Here is a 19,231-nt window from a genome sequence, read left to right as displayed (position 1 = left end):
GCGCTGAGCTATGGCGAGCTGAACAAGCGGGCCAACAGGCTGGCCCGTGACTTGCGGGATTACGGCGTCGGGACGGACGTGGTGGTCGGTCTGGCGCTGGAGCGCGGCGTCGCGATGATGGTGGCGCTGCTGGCGGTGCTGAAGGCGGGCGGGGCGTATCTGCCGCTCGATCCGGATTATCCGCCGGAGCGGCTTTCCCACATGCTGCGCGACAGCGGCGCAGCGCTGGTGCTGACGCAGACGTCGTTGCTGGAGCAGTTTGCTCCCGTGCTCAAGGAAACCGGCGCCGAGGCGTGGCTGCTCGACGAGGCGGCTGGCGGTGAGGGTGGTAATGCCGACAATCTTGATCTCACGATCCATCCCGAGAGCCTGGCCTATGTGATCTACACCTCGGGTTCGACCGGCCTGCCCAAGGGCGTGATGGTCCGCCACGACGCGGTGACGAACTTTCTGGCGACGATGGCGGAACAGCCGGGAATGACGCCACAGGACCGCGTGCTGGGCCTGACCTCGCTGTCGTTCGACATTGCGGTGCTGGAACTGTGGCTGCCACTCACGCTGGGGGCGCGCGTCGTGCTGGCGGATCGTGCCGCGGCGCATGATCCGGGCCAGCTCAAGGCGATGGTGGCGGCCCAAGGTGTGACGATGATCCAGGCGACGCCGTCGACCTGGCGGATGCTGCTCGATCACGACGGGCCACAGCTTCCGCAAAGCTGCCGCGTGCTGTGCGGCGGCGAGGCGCTGCCGCCGGATCTTTCGCGTCGGCTGGTAGCGCAGGCCGGCGAGGTCTGGAATCTGTACGGCCCGACCGAGACCACGGTGTGGTCGGCCCGTCATCGCCTCGACGCGCAAGACGATAGGCCAGTGCTGGGCGGCCCGATCGGCAATACCACGCTGCACATCCTGGACAATGATCTCAACCTTGCGCCGGTCGGGGTTGCCGGCGAACTCTATATCGGCGGCGAGGGACTCGCGCGCGGCTATTGGCGGCGCGGCGCGCTGACGGCGGAACGTTTTATTCCCGATCCGTTTGGCACTCCCGGGGCACGGCTGTACCGCACCGGGGACGTCGCGCGGTGGCGGGCCGACGGCGTGATCGAGTATATCGGCCGCTCGGATCACCAGGTGAAGATCCGCGGCTTCCGGATCGAGCTCGGCGAGATCGAGGCTCGGCTGATGGAGCAAGCCGCGGTGCGCGCAGCCGTGGTGGTGGCGCGCGAGGTTGGCGCTGGCCGCCAACTCGTGGGCTATGTCAGCGGCGAGGCGTCGCTGGACGGCTTGGCGCTCAAGACGGCGCTGTCATCGGTGCTGCCGGATTACATGGTGCCTGCTCGTATCGTGGTGCTGGATCGCTTGCCGCTGACGCCGAACGGCAAGATCGATCGCAAGGCGCTGCCGGCGCCGGATCAGCTCGGCGCCGCCGAGCATGTCGCGCCGCGCACGCCAACCGAAGCGGCGCTGGCCGCGATCTGGGCCGACCTGCTGCGCCAACCCAACATCGGCGTCACCGATAACTTCTTTGAGCTCGGCGGGGATTCTCTCGCCGCCGTCCAGCTCATCAGCCGTATCAAGCGTGATCTCGGCCATGACCTGCCGCTGAACCGCCTGTTTGAAATGACGACCGTCGAAACCATGGCTGCCAGCCTCGCCCCGGAGATTCAGGTCGACAAGCGCGGCGATGACATCGCCGCGATGCTCGACATGTTGAAGGAAGTCGAATTTTCCGATGAGTGACATCGCCACCACGCAGAAGCAGCAGCTTCGCGACATCTCACGGCGATTGATGCGCCTTGATGCGAGCAAGCAGCATGCGTTCCTGACGCAGCTGGCGGCCAAAGGCGTTAACCTGGCCATGCTGCCGATTGCGCGCCAGGAACGGACACGCGCGCCGCTTTCCTTTGCGCAGTCGCGCCTCTGGTTCCTGTGGCGAATGGATCCGGGCAGCGCCGCCTACAACATCTCGGCGACCGTGCGGGTGCGCGGTAAACTCGATGTGCATGCGATGCAGCAGGCGTTCGACAGGCTGGTTGTCAGGCACAGCGCACTTCGCACGGTGTTTCGGCAAGAGGGCAGGGATGCCGAGCAGATCGTGCTCGATCCGCAACCGGTCGAGATCAGGCACGTCAAGGTGGACGGCCGCGACCGCGAACAGCAGGCTCACCTGCTGGCGCGCGAGGAAGCCGCGCGCCCCTTCGATCTCATGGCCGGCCTGCTCATGCGGGTCGCAGTGCTGACGCTGGAAGAAGACGACAGGTTTGTCGTGGTCAGCCTGCACCATATCGTCGCCGATGGTTGGTCGATGGCGGTGCTGGTCGAGGAGTTCTGGCAGCTGTATGCGGCCGTTGCGCGAGGCGAGGCGCCGGCGCTGCCCGAACTTGATGTTGAATACATCGACTATGCCGATTGGCAGCGGCTCTGGATGAGCGTGGTCGACGGCGAGCGGCAGATCGATTACTGGACGACGCGCCTTAGCGATCCTGCGGTGCTGCAGCTCCCCATCGATCGGGCGCGGCCGGCGGAGCCCGACCTTGCCGGCGCCGCGGTTCGCATGGAGCTTGATCCGGGGCTCGCCGATGCCCTGCGTGCTTTGGCGCGCACGCACAAGACGACGCTGTTCGCTATCCTGCTGGCGAGCTTCAAGCTGCTGCTCTATCGCTACACCGGCCAATCCGACATCGGCGTCGGTGTGCCGGTTGCCAATCGTCACCGGGACGAGACCCGGGGGATGATCGGACTGTTCGTCAACACCCAGGTGCTGCGCACGCAGCTTGACGGGCGCGCGGCAATCGCGGACTTCATCGCAACCGTCCATGCAGCCACGATCGAAGCCCAGGAGAATCAGGATCTTCCGTTCGAGCGGCTATTGGAGGTACTGCAGCCCAAGCGCAGCCTGAGCCAGAATCCTCTCTTCCAGGTTCTCTACAACCACCAGCGCCGCCGGACATCGGACAATTCGCTCGGCCTGACCGGCCTGCAGATCGAAAAAATCGACCCCAATGTCGACACCGTCAAGTTCGATCTGGCGCTCGACAGCGAAGAGGGACCGTCAGGAGAGATACGCGCGATATTCACCTACGCAACGGCACTGTTTGACGCGGCGACGATCGAACGCCTTGCGGCGCATTGGATCACGCTCCTCAAAACGATGGCTCAGGATTCGTCGCAGTCTATCGCCGGAATCGCGCTGCTTTGCGAGCAGGAACTGACTCAAATCAGGAGCTGGAACGGAGCAGACGCCGGTTCGGCGACGCCGTTCACACCCGTGCACCAGACGGTAGCCCGCTTTGCCGCGCAAACACCAGACGCGCCGGCGCTCGTCTTCGGCGACGACGTTATCTCGTATGACGAACTCAACCGTCGCGCCAACCGCCTTGCGCATCGACTGCTCCGTCTTGGTGTCACCAGCTCCGACCTGGTCGGCCTGTCGGCGCAACGTTCGCCATCTCTCGTCGTGGCGCTGCTGGCCGTACTGAAGACGGGCGCGGCCTATCTGCCGCTTGATCCCGACCACCCGGTCAAGCGGCAGCTCGCCACCATGCGCGATGCCGGCGTGCGTTTTGTGCTGACGGATACGGCCGGTGAAGCGCTGACCTCGCAACCGTCCGGGGTCAAAGTTGTTCTGCTTGATGTAGTTGATCCCGATCAGGAGACGGAGAGCGATCCTGCGATTGCCGTGGCAGCGCAAAGCCTCGCCTACGTGATCTACACGTCGGGTTCGACCGGACTACCGAAAGGCGTCGCGGTCGAGCATGGACCGTTCGCGATGCATTGCGAGGTGACTGCCGGCCTCTACGACATGGACCGGCATTCCCGCGAACTGCACTTCCTGTCCTTTACGTTCGACGGTGCGCATGAACGGCTCTGGACCGCGCTGACCTGCGGCGCCGCGCTGGTGATGCGGGACGAGAATCTATGGTCAGCCGAACAGACGCTGGACGTCATGCGCAAGCAGCGCGTCACCAATGCCGGCTTTCCACCAGCTTACCTGCAGCAGCTCGCCGACTTTGCTGAGTGGCGCGGCGATCCACCGCCGGTCTCGCTCTATTCTTTCGGCGGCGAGGCGATGCCGAAGGCCGGCTTCGACAAGGTCAAGCGCGCGCTCAAGCCAAGGGCGTTGATCAATGGTTACGGCCCGACCGAAACCGTCGTAACGCCGCTAGTCTGGAAGGTCGATGCCAGCGAAGAGATTGAGGGCAATTATGCGCCTATCGGTCGCCCGGTCGGCCGGCGGTCTGCCTATGTCCTCGATGCTGATCTGAACATCGTGCCGGTCGGCGTAACCGGCGAACTGTTCATCGGCGGCGAAGGGGTGGCGCGGGGCTACTGGCGGCGCGGCGCGCTGACGGCGGAGCGATTTATCCCCGATCCCTTTGGCACGCCGGGCATGCGGCTATACCGCACCGGCGATCTGGCTCGATGGCGTTCGGATGGCGTGATCGAATATCTCGGCCGCTCCGATCATCAGGTCAAGATTCGCGGTTTCCGGATTGAGCTCGGCGAAATCGAGGCGTGGCTGATGCGTCAGCCCGGCGTGCAATCGGCGGTCGTCATCGCCCGCGACGCCGGGGCAACCCATCAGCTGGTGGGTTATGTCTGTGGTGAAGGGGCGTCCGACGAGACGGCAATGCGCGCCGCGCTCGCGGACGGGCTGCCGGACTACATGGTGCCGGCCCGCATCATCAGACTTGAAAGCCTGCCGCTCACCGCTCATGGCAAGGTGGACCGTGAGGCGTTGCCGGCCCCCGACATGCACGCCGCCGCAGCACACGTCGCGCCGCGCACCGCGACGGAGACGACGCTTGCCGCGATCTGGGCGGAGCTTCTTGGCCAGCCTCTGATTGGCGTCGACGACAACTTCTTCGAACTTGGCGGCGATTCAATCATCTCGCTGCAGATGGTGGGTCGCGTCCGTCAGGCCGGCCTGCTGATCGAGCCACGTGATGTTTTCCGGCACCAGACATTGCAGGAACTGGCGCTGGCGGCGCGCACGGAACAGGCGGTGCCGGACGCCGAGCCCGAGAAGGTTCTCGTGGGCAGCGAGCATCCGCTGTTGCCGATTCAAATGCGGTTCTTCGGCGAGGACGCCGGCGAACGCCATCACTGGAACCAGGCTGTGCTGCTGATGCCGCAGTCGCGGCTGGATTGGGCGATCGTGGAACGCACGGTCGCCGCTGTCGTGGCGCATCACGATGCGCTGCGCCTTCGCTTCGAAGAGATTGATGGTGTCTGGCGGGCGGCCTATGGCGCTGCGCCCTCGGTATCGGAACTATTCTGGATTCGAAGCGGCATACGCGATGCGGCCGAGGTGACGGCGCTGGCGTCAGCGGCCCAGGCGAGCCTGTCATTGCAAGGACCGCTGTTGCGCGTGGTCGGAATGGACCTTGCCGACGGCAGCCAGCGGCTCCTGATATCGGTGCATCATCTCGTCATCGACGGTGTGTCATGGCGGGTGCTGCTGGAAGACGTCGCATCGGTTTACGGCCAGATGGCGCAGGGTGCGGCCTCCGTTGCGTTGACGCGAAAGAGCCAATCCTATTCGTCCTGGGCCGCGCGCTTGGACGCGCATGCAGGCAGCGTCGAACTGGCGGCCGAACTGCCATATTGGCTTGAACGCAAGCCCAACGCCGATCTGCCCTGCGACGACGATCATGGCGACGTCGATCGCGTTGCCGAGGGCGAGGAAATCTCGCTGACATTCGACGCGGGTCTGACGACGCGGCTGCTCAAGGAAGCGCCGTCCGCCTACCGGACCCAGGTCAACGATCTGCTGCTGGCGGCGTTGGCGCGCGCGGTATCGTGCTGGAGCGGGATAGACGATATCCTTGTCGAACTCGAAGGCCATGGCCGGGAAGACATCTTCCCGGGTCCGGAAATTTCACGCACGGTGGGCTGGTTCACCACCGCGTTCCCTGTCCGCCTGCCTAGAGGTTCGGGCGACGACGCTGCGCTGATCAAGGCGGTCAAGGAAGAACTGCGGGAGATCCCTGCGCGCGGGCTGGGCTATGGCATTCTGCGCTATCTCGGCACCGAAGAGCAGCGCCATGCGCTTTCCGCAATCCCCGAGCCGCGTATCGTTTTCAATTATCTCGGCCAGTTCGATGCGAGCCTGGGTGAGGGGGCCTCGTTCAAGGTTGCGCCCGAGAGCGCCGGCGCTGCGCGCAGTGCGAGCGCGCCGCTTGGCCGCTGGCTCAGCATCAACGGCCAGGTGCGCGACGGACTGCTGCGGCTGTCGTTCAGTTTCGGTCGCAAGCGCTACCGGCGCGCAACAGTGGAACGCCTCGCAGAGTCATATGCGGCAGCCTTGCGGAAGCTGGTGGACCATTGCACCGGCGGCGCGCATGGGATTACGCCGTCGGACGTCGAACTCTCCCGTTTGAGCCAGGCTGACCTCGACGTTCTGACTGCGACGATCGATTGTCGTGAGATCGAGGACATCTATCCGCTGTCGCCGATGCAGCAGGGCATGCTGTTCCATGCGCTGCGCGATGGCGAAAGCGGAAACTATGTCAATCAGGTCGGCCTGGAAATCCGCGGCATCGATCCCGGCAGGCTGCGAGCGGCCTGGCAGGAAGTAAGCGCCCGGCACGCGGTGCTGCGCACCGGCTTCGCCTGGCGCGAACTGGCGGGCGCGGCCCAGCAGGTGGTGTATCGTCATGTGACACTGCCGTTTCTCGAAGAAGACTGGCGCGAGCGGGCGGCCAGCATGGACCGCAGCGAACTCGAGGCCGCGCTGGCGTTGGCGTCGCAGGCCGAGCGGGCCGAAGGTTTCGATCTGTCGCATGCGCCGTTGCAGCGGGTGCGGCTAATCAGACTCGAGAAAGGCCGCCACTGGCTGATCTGGACGCATCACCACATCCTGCTCGACGGCTGGAGCTCGGCGCGACTGGTGGCCGAGATACTGCAGCACGAACGCGGCGGCCGATTGCCCGCCGTGCACGGCCGTTACCGTGACTATATCGGCTGGCTGCAAAGGCAGGATCGCGACGCGTCGGCGGCGTTCTGGCGTACCGCCTTGGCCGAGTTGGACGAGCCGAGCTTCGTGGCGGATGTGCTGGGAGGACCTTCGAGCACAGGTGCAGCCGGTCACGGTTCGCTGGATCTGCTTCTCACGCCTGATCTGACCGCAAGATTACAGGCGATTGCCAGGCGCGAGCGTGTGACGTTGAACACGCTCCTGCAGGGTGCGTGGGCGCAACTGTTGCGGCGTCATACCGGGCAGCGCGTTGTGTGTTTCGGAGCGACGGTGTCGGGCAGGCCAGCGGAGATCGCTGGGTCCGAGGACATGGTGGGCCTGTTCATCAACACCCTGCCGGTGGTTGATCAGGCAAACCCGCAAACCGAAATCGGTGCGTGGCTTCGCGGCTTGCAGGAGCGCAACATTGATCTGCGCGATCATGGCTGGATGCCGCTCTACGAGATCCAGCGCCTGGCCGGACGATCCGGCCGGCCGCTGTTCGACAGCATCCTGGTGTTCGAGAACTATCCGATCGATGAGGCCCTGCGCGGCGAGAATGAAAGCGGTTCGCGTTTCGGACGGGTCGTGCAGGTCTCGATCACCAATTATGCGCTTACGGTAGCGGTATTCGCCAAGACCGACGGCATCAATCTCGGTTTCCGCTATGACCGCGGCCGGTTCGACCAGGACCAGATAAGATATCTGCAAGCCTGCTTGTCGCGCCTGCTCGCGCAGATCGTGACGGATGCGGCCGCTCCGCTTGGCGAACTCACCGGGCTCGATGTCGATGAGGTCAGGCAAATGCTCGCCTGGAGTGGCGGCGCAATCGAACCGAACAAGATTCGGGAGTTTGGTGGCGGAATCGTTGCCCAGATCGAGGCGCGCGCCGCTGCTTCACCGTCCTCAATTGCGTTGGTCTTCGGCGATCAACGGGTCAGCTATGGCGAGTTGAACGCTCGCGCCAATCGTCTGGCGCGACAGTTGCGGGACCGCGGTATTGGCCGCGACCAGCTGGTGGGTGTCGCGCTGGAACGCAGCGTCGAATTGATCGTTGGTGTGCTCGCCGTCCTCAAGGCCGGCGCGGGCTATCTGCCGCTCGACCCGGATTATCCGGCTGATCGGCTGCTGCATATGCTGCGCGACAGTGACGCCGGGTTGGTGCTGACTCAAAGCCGGCTGCTTGAACGCCTCGCGCCTGTGATGACGGAATCGGCCGCGGAGGCCTGGGCAGTCGACGTGGAGAATGAGGCCGGGGCAGCAGAGCCGGCGTGCAATCTCAATCTCGCGCTTGATCCGGAGAGTCTCGCCTATGTGATGTACACGTCGGGCTCGACCGGCATGCCAAAGGGCGTCGCCTGCTCGCATGGCGCGCTGGCCGCACGGCTCGGCTGGATGCAGGCGGAATACCGCCTCGATGCCAGCGAGACCCTGCTGCAGAAAACACCGTTCAGCTTCGACGTGTCGGTGTGGGAAATTTTGTGGCCGCTTGCGGTCGGTGCGCGCCTTGCGATCGCCGCGCCGGGTGCACATCGCGAACCGCGGCTTCTCATTGACGCGGTCGTTGCCCACGATGTGACGACGCTGCATTTCGTGCCGCCAATGCTCGAGCATTTTATTGCTGAGCCGGAGGTGGAACGCTGCGTGACGCTCAAACGGCTGTTTGCCGGCGGCGAAGCCTTGTCTGCGGAGTTGAAGGCGCGCGTGCTCGCGGCCTTCCCCGACGTTCGCTTCGACAACCGCTACGGTCCGACCGAGGCCCTGATCAACGCGACGTTCTGGAATTGCCGCGACGACGGCGCGGTGCGCGTGCCGATCGGGCGACCGATCCCGGGCACGGCCATTCGCATCCTTGACGCTTCGCTGAACCTGGTACCGGCCGGGGTGACGGGCGAGTTGTTCATCGGCGGCGTCGGGCTGGCGCGCGGCTATTGGAAGCGCCAGGGGTTGACGGCGGAACGGTTCATCCCGGATCCGTTTGGCGGTCCCGGTGAGCGGCTGTACCGGACGGGGGATCTGGCGCGCTGGCGCCCGGACGGCGCCGTCGAGTATGTCGGGCGATCCGATCACCAGATCAAGATCCGCGGCTTCCGCATCGAACTCGGAGAGATCGAAGCGCGGCTGCTGGAGCAGCCCGGCGTACACTCCGCGGTGGTGGTTGCGCGCGAGGTGGGTCTGGCACGTCAGCTCTTCGGTTACGTTTGCGGGGCGGGCGAATTTGACGGGACGGACTTGCGCGCGGCGCTGTCGTCCGTTCTGCCGGACTACATGGTGCCGTCGCGAATCGTGACGCTGGAACGGCTGCCGCTGGCGCCGAACGGCAAGGTCGACCGCCGTGCGCTCCCGGCGCCGGACGCGATCGACACCGGCTCGGAGCACCTGGCGCCGCGTACCCCGGCGGAAATGGCGCTCGCGGCGATCTGGGCCGAACTGCTCGCCCGGCCTGTCGTGGGCCTATCCGACAATTTCTTCGAACTCGGCGGCGATTCGATTATCTCGCTGCAAATGGTGAGCCGCGCCCGACGCGCCGGTTACCTGATCGAACCGCGCGATGTGTTCCGGCATCAGACGCTGGAAGCCCTGGCGCTCGCGGCACGTACCGAGCAACTGAGCGAAACGCGCGCCGACCAGGGATTGGTATCCGGTTCGCATCGTCTGCTGCCGATACAGACCCGGTTCTTCGCAGAGGATGTTACAGAACGCGATCACTGGAACCAGGCGGTGCTGCTGCGGCCGAACGACCGGCTTGACTGGGAGGTCATGGGACGCGCGATAGCGGCCGTGCTGGCCCATCACGACGCGTTGCGGCTTCGCTTCGAAGCGAGGGACGGCGTGTGGCGCGGGGAGCATGACGCCGCGCCGGACGTGGCTGAGCTGTTGTGGGTCCGAAGCGCGGTTGATGGCGAAGCCGTCACGGCGCTTGCATCGTCGGCGCAGGCAAGCCTGTCGCTGGCCAATGGGCCGCTGTTGCGTGCGGTTGGCATCGATGTCGCCGACGGCAGCCAGCGCTTGCTGATCGTGATCCATCATCTGGTTGTGGACGGCGTGTCGTGGCGGGTGCTGCTGGAAGACGTCGCGGCGGCGTACGGCCAGTTGACGCAAGGCAACACGGTTGCGCTTCCGCCGAAGAGCCATGCCTATTCCCTGTGGGGTGCCCGGCTGGAGGCTTATGCGTCGTCGTCCGAACTTCCGGCAGAATTACCCTATTGGATCGAGCGAAACGGACGGGCTGATTTTCCGTGCGACGACGATCACGGCGGCATCGACATCATCGCCGACGCCGACGAAATCTCGCTGTCGTTCGACGCAGAACTGACGCAGCGCCTGCTGACGGACGCTCCTACCGCCTACCGCACGCAAATCAACGATCTTCTCCTCGCTGGTCTCGCGCGCGCCGTTTGGCAATGGAGCGGACAGGATGATGTTCTGGTCGAACTGGAAGGTCACGGCCGCGAGGATCTGTTCGGCGATATCGATATCTCGCGTACGGTCGGCTGGTTTACGACCGCGTTTCCCGTGCGTCTGGCCGGCGGCTCGCAGGATCCGTCGTTGTTGATCAAGACCGTGAAGGAAGAGCTTCGCGCCATTCCCGGTCGTGGGCTGGGCTACGGCGTGCTGCGCTATCTCGGCTCTGAAGAGCAGCGCGCGGCGTTGTCGAAAGCGGCGGAGCCGAAGATCACGTTCAATTATCTCGGCCAGATCGACGGCGGCGCGGGAGAGGCGTTCGCCATGGCGCCCGAAAGTGCGGGCCCCTCGCGCAGCGCATCGAGCCCTCTGCGGCGCTGGCTCAGCGTCAACGGCACGGTGCGCGAGGGGCAGCTGCGGCTGTCGTTCGGCTTCGGCCGCAAGCGCTATCGGCGCGAGACGGTCGAGCGGCTGGCCGCGTTGTATGAGGCGGCGCTGCGGGAGTTGGTCGATCACTGCACCAGCGGTGCCTGCGGAATCACGCCGTCGGATGTGGCGTTGTCCGGGCTCAGCCAAACCGATCTCGACCGGCTGGAACTCGACTGGCGCCAGATCGAGGATGTCTATCCGTTGTCGCCGATGCAGCAGGGCATGCTGTTCCATGCGATGCACGACGGCGTTAGCGGACTTTATGTCAACCAGGTTGCCGCCGAAATACACGGCCTTGATGCCGGCAAGCTTCGTCTGGCCTGGCAGGCGGTCAGCGACCGCCATGCGGTGCTGCGCACCGGGTTTGTCTGGCGCGACCTGTCGGGTTCGGCGCAACAGGTGGTCTATCGCCACGCCGAGGTGCCGTTCATCGAGGAGGATTGGCGCGCGCGCCTTGCGGTGCTGGAGCAATCCGGACTGGATGCTGCGCTTTCGGACGTTTCGCGGCAGGAACGCCTCGAAGGCTTCGACCTGTCGCGGCCACCCTTGCAGCGGGTCCGGCTGGTTCGTTTGGGAGAAGACCGTCACTGGCTGATCTGGACCCATCATCACATCCTGCTCGATGGATGGAGTTCGGCGCGGCTGATCGCCGAGGTGTTGCAATACAGCGCCGATGGCCGGTTGCCAGCCTTGCAGCGCCGCTATCGGGACTACACCGGCTGGCTGCAGAACAGGGATCGCGACGCTGCAGCCGCGTTCTGGCGCACGGCGATGGCGGAACGAGGGGAGCCGGGTCTACTCTCGGATGGCTCGCCGGAACGCTCGAGCGGAGCAACGCCGGGTCACGGTGCGTTGGCGCTGGAAATGGACGTCGCGCTGACCGCGCGGCTGCAGCAATTTGCAGCCCGGGAGCGCGTGACGCTCAACACATTGGTGCAGGCCGCTTGGGCGCAATTGCTGCGTCAGCATACCGGGCAGGGCGCGGTCTGCTTCGGCGTCACCGTGTCGGGGCGGCCGTCGGAGCTCGCAGGCGCCGAAGACATGGTGGGCCTGTTCATCAACACTTTGCCGGTCGTCGACAGCGTCAGTCCGCAGCAGAAAATCGGCGCATGGTTGCGCGAGCTGCAGGATCGCAATCTGACCATGCGCGAATTCGGCTGGACGCCGCTCTATGAAATCCAGCGCCTGGCGGGACGTCCCGGACGGCCGCTGTTCGACAGCATCCTGGTGTTCGAGAATTATCCGGTCGACAGTGCGCTCAAGGAGAAGAACCAGCGCGTCCGTGTCGGCGAGACAAGGATCACCGAGACCAGCAACTATCCGCTGTTCGCGAGCGTCGGTCTCGATGAGCGGCTGCGGCTGGTGCTCAACTATCAGCGCCAGCATTTTGACGAGGTGCAGGTGGCGCGGCTGCAGGCCGCCTTCGTGCGGTTGCTGGAGGCGTTGAGCGCTGATGCGGATCGACCGGTCGGTATGATCGCGGCGAACGATCCTGTGGATGAGGCGCTGCTTTTGCGCATGAACAGTACCCGTCGTGACCAACCACGCCGGGGAATTGTCGCGCAGTTCGAAGAGCAGGTCCGCCGGTCTCCGGATGCGATCGCGCTGGTGTTTGGCGATGCGGCGCTGAGCTATGGCGAGCTGAACAAGCGGGCCAACAGGCTGGCCCGTGACTTGCGGGATTACGGCGTCGGGACGGACGTGGTGGTCGGTCTGGCGCTGGAGCGCGGCGTCGCGATGATGGTGGCGCTGCTGGCGGTGCTGAAGGCGGGCGGGGCGTATCTGCCGCTCGATCCGGATTATCCGCCGGAGCGGCTTTCCCACATGCTGCGCGACAGCGGCGCAGCGCTGGTGCTGACGCAGACGTCGTTGCTGGAGCAGTTTGCTCCCGTGCTCAAGGAAACCGGCGCCGAGGCGTGGCTGCTCGACGAGGCGGCTGGCGGTGAGGGTGGTAATGCCGACAATCTTGATCTCACGATCCATCCCGAGAGCCTGGCCTATGTGATCTACACCTCGGGTTCGACCGGCCTGCCCAAGGGCGTGATGGTCCGCCACGACGCGGTGACGAACTTTCTGGCGACGATGGCGGAACAGCCGGGAATGACGCCACAGGACCGCGTGCTGGGCCTGACCTCGCTGTCGTTCGACATTGCGGTGCTGGAACTGTGGCTGCCACTCACGCTGGGGGCGCGCGTCGTGCTGGCGGATCGTGCCGCGGCGCATGATCCGGGCCAGCTCAAGGCGATGGTGGCGGCCCAAGGTGTGACGATGATCCAGGCGACGCCGTCGACCTGGCGGATGCTGCTCGATCACGACGGGCCACAGCTTCCGCAAAGCTGCCGCGTGCTGTGCGGCGGCGAGGCGCTGCCGCCGGATCTTTCGCGTCGGCTGGTAGCGCAGGCCGGCGAGGTCTGGAATCTGTACGGCCCGACCGAGACCACGGTGTGGTCGGCCCGTCATCGCCTCGACGCGCAAGACGATAGGCCAGTGCTGGGCGGCCCGATCGGCAATACCACGCTGCACATCCTGGACAATGATCTCAACCTTGCGCCGGTCGGGGTTGCCGGCGAACTCTATATCGGCGGCGAGGGACTCGCGCGCGGCTATTGGCGGCGCGGCGCGCTGACGGCGGAACGTTTTATTCCCGATCCGTTTGGCACTCCCGGGGCACGGCTGTACCGCACCGGGGACGTCGCGCGGTGGCGGGCCGACGGCGTGATCGAGTATATCGGCCGCTCGGATCACCAGGTGAAGATCCGCGGCTTCCGGATCGAGCTCGGCGAGATCGAGGCTCGGCTGATGGAGCAGGCCGCGGTGCGCGCAGCCGTGGTGGTGGCGCGCGAGGTTGGCGCTGGCCGCCAACTCGTGGGCTATGTCAGCGGCGAGGCGTCGCTGGACGGCTTGGCGCTCAAGACGGCGCTGTCATCGGTGCTGCCGGATTACATGGTGCCTGCTCGTATCGTGGTGCTGGATCGCTTGCCGCTGACGCCGAACGGCAAGATCGATCGCAAGGCGCTGCCGGCGCCGGATCAGCTCGGCGCCGCCGAGCATGTCGCGCCGCGCACGCCAACCGAAGCGGCGCTGGCCGCGATCTGGGCCGACCTGCTGCGCCAACCCAACATCGGCGTCACCGATAACTTCTTTGAGCTCGGCGGGGACTCGATCATTTCGCTGCAAATGGTGAGCCGCGCGCGCCGCGAAGGCGTCCTGATCGAGCCGCGCGACTGCTTTCAGCATCAAACAATCGAAACGCTTGCGGCGATATCCCGGCAGGTTCGGCCGCCAACGGAAGCGCCGGCGCCGGTGCGGGGCTCGCTCTCAGGACTGAGGAGCGAACAGCTCGAAAAGCTCGCTCTCGACTGGAGCCGCATCGAGGACATCTACCCGTTGTCGCCGATGCAGCAGGGCATGCTGTTCCACAGCCTGCGTGATGCCGGCAGCGGCGTTTACGTCAATCAGGTCAGCGTTGAAATCCGTGGGCTCGATCCCGAACGCTTCCGGTCGGCATGGCAAGACGTGACCGCGCGTCATCCGATGCTCCGGACCGGCTTCCTGTGGCGGGAGCTATCCGGCTCGCCGCTGCAAGCCGTCTATCGCGACGCAGCCGCGCCGTTCGAACAGGAAGACTGGCGCGGGCAACCCGTCAGCGACGAACGAATTGCGTCGGCTCTTGCCGGCGAACGTGCCGCTGAATTCGACCTCTCGGCACCGCCTCTGCAAAGGGTCCGGTTGCTGCGTCTTGAGGACAACTTCTATCGCTTGATCTGGACCTATCATCACATCCTGATGGACGGCTGGAGCTCGGCGCGCTTTGTCGGCGAAGTCCTGGAGCGTTATTACGGCGGCTCGCCCGCGGCGAACCCGACGCATTACCGCGACTATATCGGCTGGCTGGTGGCGCAGGACGCGCAAGCGGCTGAACGCTTCTGGCGCGAACAGCTCAAATCCTTTGACGAGCCGACGCAACTCGCCGATGCCTTCGGTTCTCGTCGTCACCCGGCTTCCGGTCACGCGCGCTGTTACACCCGGCTCGGCGAGACGGCGACCGCGCAGTTGAAGGCGTTCGTTCGCCGTGAGCGGATCACGCTCAATACCATTGTCCAGGGCGTGTGGGCGCTGTTGCTGCAGCGCTATACGGGCCAGCAGGCCGTGACTTTCGGCGTCACCGTCGCCGGTCGCCCGGCAAGCCTCGACGGATCGCAGCAGATGCTCGGTCTCTTCATCAACACATTGCCCGTGATCGAATCGCCGTCGCTGGCAAGCACAGTCGGAGAATGGCTGCGGGCGCTTCAGGATCGCAACCTGGCGATCCGGGATTATGAGCACACGCCGCTCTACGACATTCAGAGCTGGGCCGGCCGCGGCGGCCAGACGATGTTCGACAGTATCATCGTGTTCGAAAACTATCCGATCGAACGCGGCATGCTGCAGAAGGGGGATGGCTCGCTGCAGTTCGGTGGCCTGAAGAATGTCGACGTGACGAACTATCCGATGGACCTGTCGGTGCTCGTCGAGGAAACGCTTCAGGTCGAATACACCTATATGCCGAGCCATTTTACGCCAGCGCAGGCCGAGCAGATCAGGATGCAGTTCGAGCATCTGCTGGCGGCGCTGACGCGGGATGCTTCGGTGCTGCTTGGCGGCATCGATCCGGTCACGACGGTCGATGCTGGTGTTGCCGATAACTGCAATCGCCACGCGGTGCCTGCCGTCGCATTGCCGCTGGTGCATGAGGCGATCAGCGCACATGCGAAGCATCACCCGGAACGAACGGCGCTTACCATCGGCGGGAACGTGCTCTCGTTCGGAGCGTTCGACACCAAAGCCAATCGTCTTGCCCATCACCTGATTGGCCGCGGGCTCAAGCCCGAGCAGCGGGTCGGCGTCGTGGTCGAGCGAACCGAAGCCACGATGGTCGCGCTGCTCGCCGTCCTCAAGGCGGGCGGGGCGTACGTTCCGCTCGATCCGGAGCTTCCGTCCGAGCGACGCAAGTTTGTCATGCGCGATGCCGGGATTTCGTTCCTGCTGACGGGACAGCTCGAAGAGGACCTGGACAATGTTGAAAGAATCTCTCTTTCCACATTCGATCTCGATGCGGGCCCCCACCATGCGCCGCAACCGGATTTGCACCCCGAAAACCTCGCTTATCTGATCTACACCTCCGGTTCGACCGGGACGCCAAAGGGCGTGGCGGTTGCTCACGGGCCGCTCGCCATGCACTGTCACGTCACGGGAAGCCTCTACGAGATCGACGATGGCTCGTGCGAATTGCATTTCCTGTCGCTGGCTTTCGACGGCGCCCATGAGCGCTGGTTGACGGTGCTGTCGCACGGCGCGCGGCTGCTGATGCGCGATGCGGAGCTGTGGACGCCGGAACAAACCGTCGAAGCTTTGCATGCGCATGGCGTCAGCCATATCGGCCTGCCGCCCGCCTATCTTCAGCAAGTCGCGGAATGGGTCGAGCAGGCGGGCAACCCGCCGCCGGTCAAACTGTATTCTTTCGGCGGCGAGGCGATGCCGAAGGCTGGCTTTGACAAGGTCAAGCGCGTCCTGAAGCCGCGCATCCTGATCAACGGTTATGGTCCGACCGAAACCGTGGTCACGCCCCTGGTCTGGAAGGTCGATGGCGCCGCCGAATGCGATACGCCCTACGCGCCGATCGGTCTGCCGGTCGGTGATCGCAGCGCCTATATTCTCGATAGCTCGCTAAATATCATTCCCGCCGGCGTTGCAGGAGAGCTCTATCTCGGAGGCTTTGGGCTGGCGCGCGGCTATCAGGGAAAAGCGGGCATGACGGCCGAACGTTTCGTGCCGGACCCGTTCGCAGCGGCGCCGGGAGCACGACTCTATCGCACCGGCGACCTGGCGCGATGGTGCGAAGACGGCACCATTGAATATCTCGGCCGCAGCGACGACCAGGTCAAGATCAACGGCTTCCGGATCGAACTTGGCGAGATCCAGACCTCGCTTCTTCGGCACGAGGAGATCGAGCAAGCGGCGGTGGTGGCGTTGCCGGGCGTTGCCGGAAGCCAGCTCGTTGCCTATGTCGCGCCGAAGGCGGCAAAGGCCTCGTCAGGAGCACCTGCCGAGGCGCTGGTCGACAGATTGACCGATTTCCTGAGGCGGACATTGCCGGTCTATATGGTGCCGGCACGGATCATGGTGCTTGATCGCCTGCCGGTGATGTCGAGCGGAAAGATCGACCGGCGCGCGCTGCCGGCGCCCGATACCGCGGCGCGAAGCTTCGTTGCTCCGCAGGGGGCTGCGGAAACCGCGATGGCGCGCCTGTGGGCCGACATACTCAAGCTGCCGCAAGTCGGCGTCACCGACAATTTCTTCGAACTGGGCGGCAACTCGATCCTCAGCCTCAAGGTCGTTGCCAGGTTGCGTCAGGACAAGAGCTTCGGCATCGAGATCAAGCTTCGCGATCTCCTGCAGAAGCCGACGATCCGGGCGCTGCTGGCAGATACCGGCGACGTGGCTCCCGCCGCTGCAGCGGCGCCGTCGGCGTTGCTGCCGCTGAGCGTTGCGGTTCCTGGAATGCATCCGGTGTTCTGTGTGCATGGTGGTTTCGGCACCGCCTTCGATTATGGACCGCTGGCGCGGCGCCTCCAAGGGCGCCGGCAGGTGATCGGGTTGCAATCCCGGATGCTTGTCGACGGTTCGTGGAGTGATAGGTCGCTCGAGGCGATGGCTGCGGATTATGCGCGCGAGATCAGACAGGTGCAGCCCCGCGGTCCGTACAGCCTGATCGGTTGGTCGCTCGGAGGGCTTCTCGTCAGCCTTGTTGCAGCCGAGCTCGAACGAAGCGGTGAACGTGTGGATCGTCTCGCCTTGGTCGACAGCTTCGTGCTGCGGACGCACGGCGGATCGAACCGGCAGGAAGCCGTAGCCCACTGGGCCGATGATCTCGCGGGATTGCTGTCGGCCGTTCTTCCGAACGCTGCATCCGGCCGTATCCATCCGCACGTGGAAGCAGCGAAACGCGACGGCGCGCCAGAGACGTCCGCAAGCGTCCGGCGTCTGGCCGCGCAGATATTGGAAGAGGTGCAGGGACCATTGCCGGACGACACTCTGCTCGGCATCGACGATCTGTCGAGCGCCTTTGCAGTCGGGCGGCACCTGAAAACCCTGACGCAGAACGCCGCGCCGCCGCGTCGTCTCGCGGCCGCGCCGTTGTGCTGGTGGACGTCAGGTCGCCTGACGCAGCGCGATCGGCTGGAGACGCAGCTCCCGAATGCCGTTGATCGCGGCATTGTTGGCGACAACCATTTTACGATCCTCAGGGATGCCGATTTTCTCGATGAGATATGCGCGCTGCTGGCTCCGGAGGCGACATCGACAACGTCGCAGGACCAGGTGCCGGAACCCGCGGAGTGAACGATCGCATGAGCCTTGATCCCGATATCGCAGCGCTCCTCGAGATGGTCCAGCTTGGGACCGAAAGCGGTGCACGCGTTCCGTTTCCGCAACTGACCGCCATACAGGCACGCGCGGATTTCGACGCTTCTTCGCCGTTGCTCGACGTCGACCCTCCGGCGCTGGCGTTTGAACGCCAGCTCTCTCTGCCGACGCGCGATGGGGAGGCCATCGCCGCGCGGCTGTACGCCCCGCGGGAGCCGGACGCGCAAGATCCCACGCCCGTTCTGCTTTATATGCACGGCGGCGGCTTTGTCGTCGGAAGTCTCGATTCGCATCAGCCCTTGTGCCGCGGCCTCGCCGCCGATAGCGGTGCGGCGGTGCTGTCGATTGGTTATCGGCTTGCCCCGGAGCATAAATTTCCGACGGCGTTCGAGGATGCCGTCGATGCGCTGGCCTGGATCGGTCGCGAGGGGGAGGCGGCCGGGCTGGACGCGGGCCGCGTTGCTGTTGGCGGCGATAGCGCCGGTGGGACGCTTGCCGCAGCACTGGCGATCGCAGCCAAGGCTGACGCAAGCTTGCCGCAGCCCGTTCTGCAGGTTCTCGCCTACCCAGGCCTGAGCGCACGGCAGACCTCGGATTCCTATAACCGGTATGGCTCGGGCTTTCTGCTCGAGCGGGACACCGTCGATTGGTTCTTCCGGCAATATCTCCGCGACGATTCCGACCGCGACGATTGGCGCTTTGCGCCGCTGGCCGCGCACGATCTCTCCGGGCTGGCGCCGGCGCTTTTTGTGCTTGCCGAATATGATCCGCTGGTGGACGAGGGGCGGGATTATGCGGCACGGCTTCGCGCCGCCGGCGTTGCCGTCGATCTCCAGATCTATCCGGGCATGATCCATGAGTTTTTGCGGATGGGAAATGTCGTTGCCAATGCCTTGCAGGCGCAGGCGGCGATCGGGCGGGCCCTGGCAAACGCTTTTAGCGCCTCCAGCGCCAGGGCTTGGACGGACACGAGGATTGAAGGTATGTCATAATGGCCTTCCGTCCCCTGCCTTGGCCGCGAGAGCTCTTTGAGCCGATTTC

General features: G+C 64.9%; 3 protein-coding genes. All 3 read left to right on the top strand.

Going from position 1 to position 19,231, the window contains the following annotated elements:
• A partial coding sequence (locus JQ597_RS30560; RefSeq protein ID WP_212269185.1) for an amino acid adenylation domain-containing protein occupies positions 1-1,734 on the top strand: 1,734 nt, incomplete at its 5' end.
• Positions 1,727-18,166 (top strand): non-ribosomal peptide synthase/polyketide synthase, encoded by a 16,440-nt coding sequence (locus JQ597_RS30555; protein ID WP_212269184.1) that lies wholly within the window; start codon positions 1,727-1,729, stop codon positions 18,164-18,166. The genes JQ597_RS30560 and JQ597_RS30555, both read left to right, overlap by 8 nt.
• A gap of 137 nt (positions 18,167-18,303) precedes the next feature.
• Complete coding sequence (locus tag JQ597_RS30550) at positions 18,304-19,182, top strand: alpha/beta hydrolase (protein WP_249148332.1); 879 nt, start codon at positions 18,304-18,306, stop codon at positions 19,180-19,182.
• Positions 19,183-19,231: the final 49 nt, after the last annotated feature.

The organism is Bradyrhizobium sp. AUGA SZCCT0177, assembly GCF_018130125.1.
Classification (GTDB): domain Bacteria; phylum Pseudomonadota; class Alphaproteobacteria; order Rhizobiales; family Xanthobacteraceae; genus Bradyrhizobium.
The sequence above is the reverse complement of the archived record's forward strand: the minus strand, read 5'-3'. Positions and strand labels throughout refer to the sequence as shown.

Coding starts and splice junctions, on each gene's coding strand:
- JQ597_RS30555 (WP_212269184.1), top strand. CDS start 1,727: ATGAGTGACATCGCCACCACGCAGAAGCAGCAGCTTCGCGACATCTCA.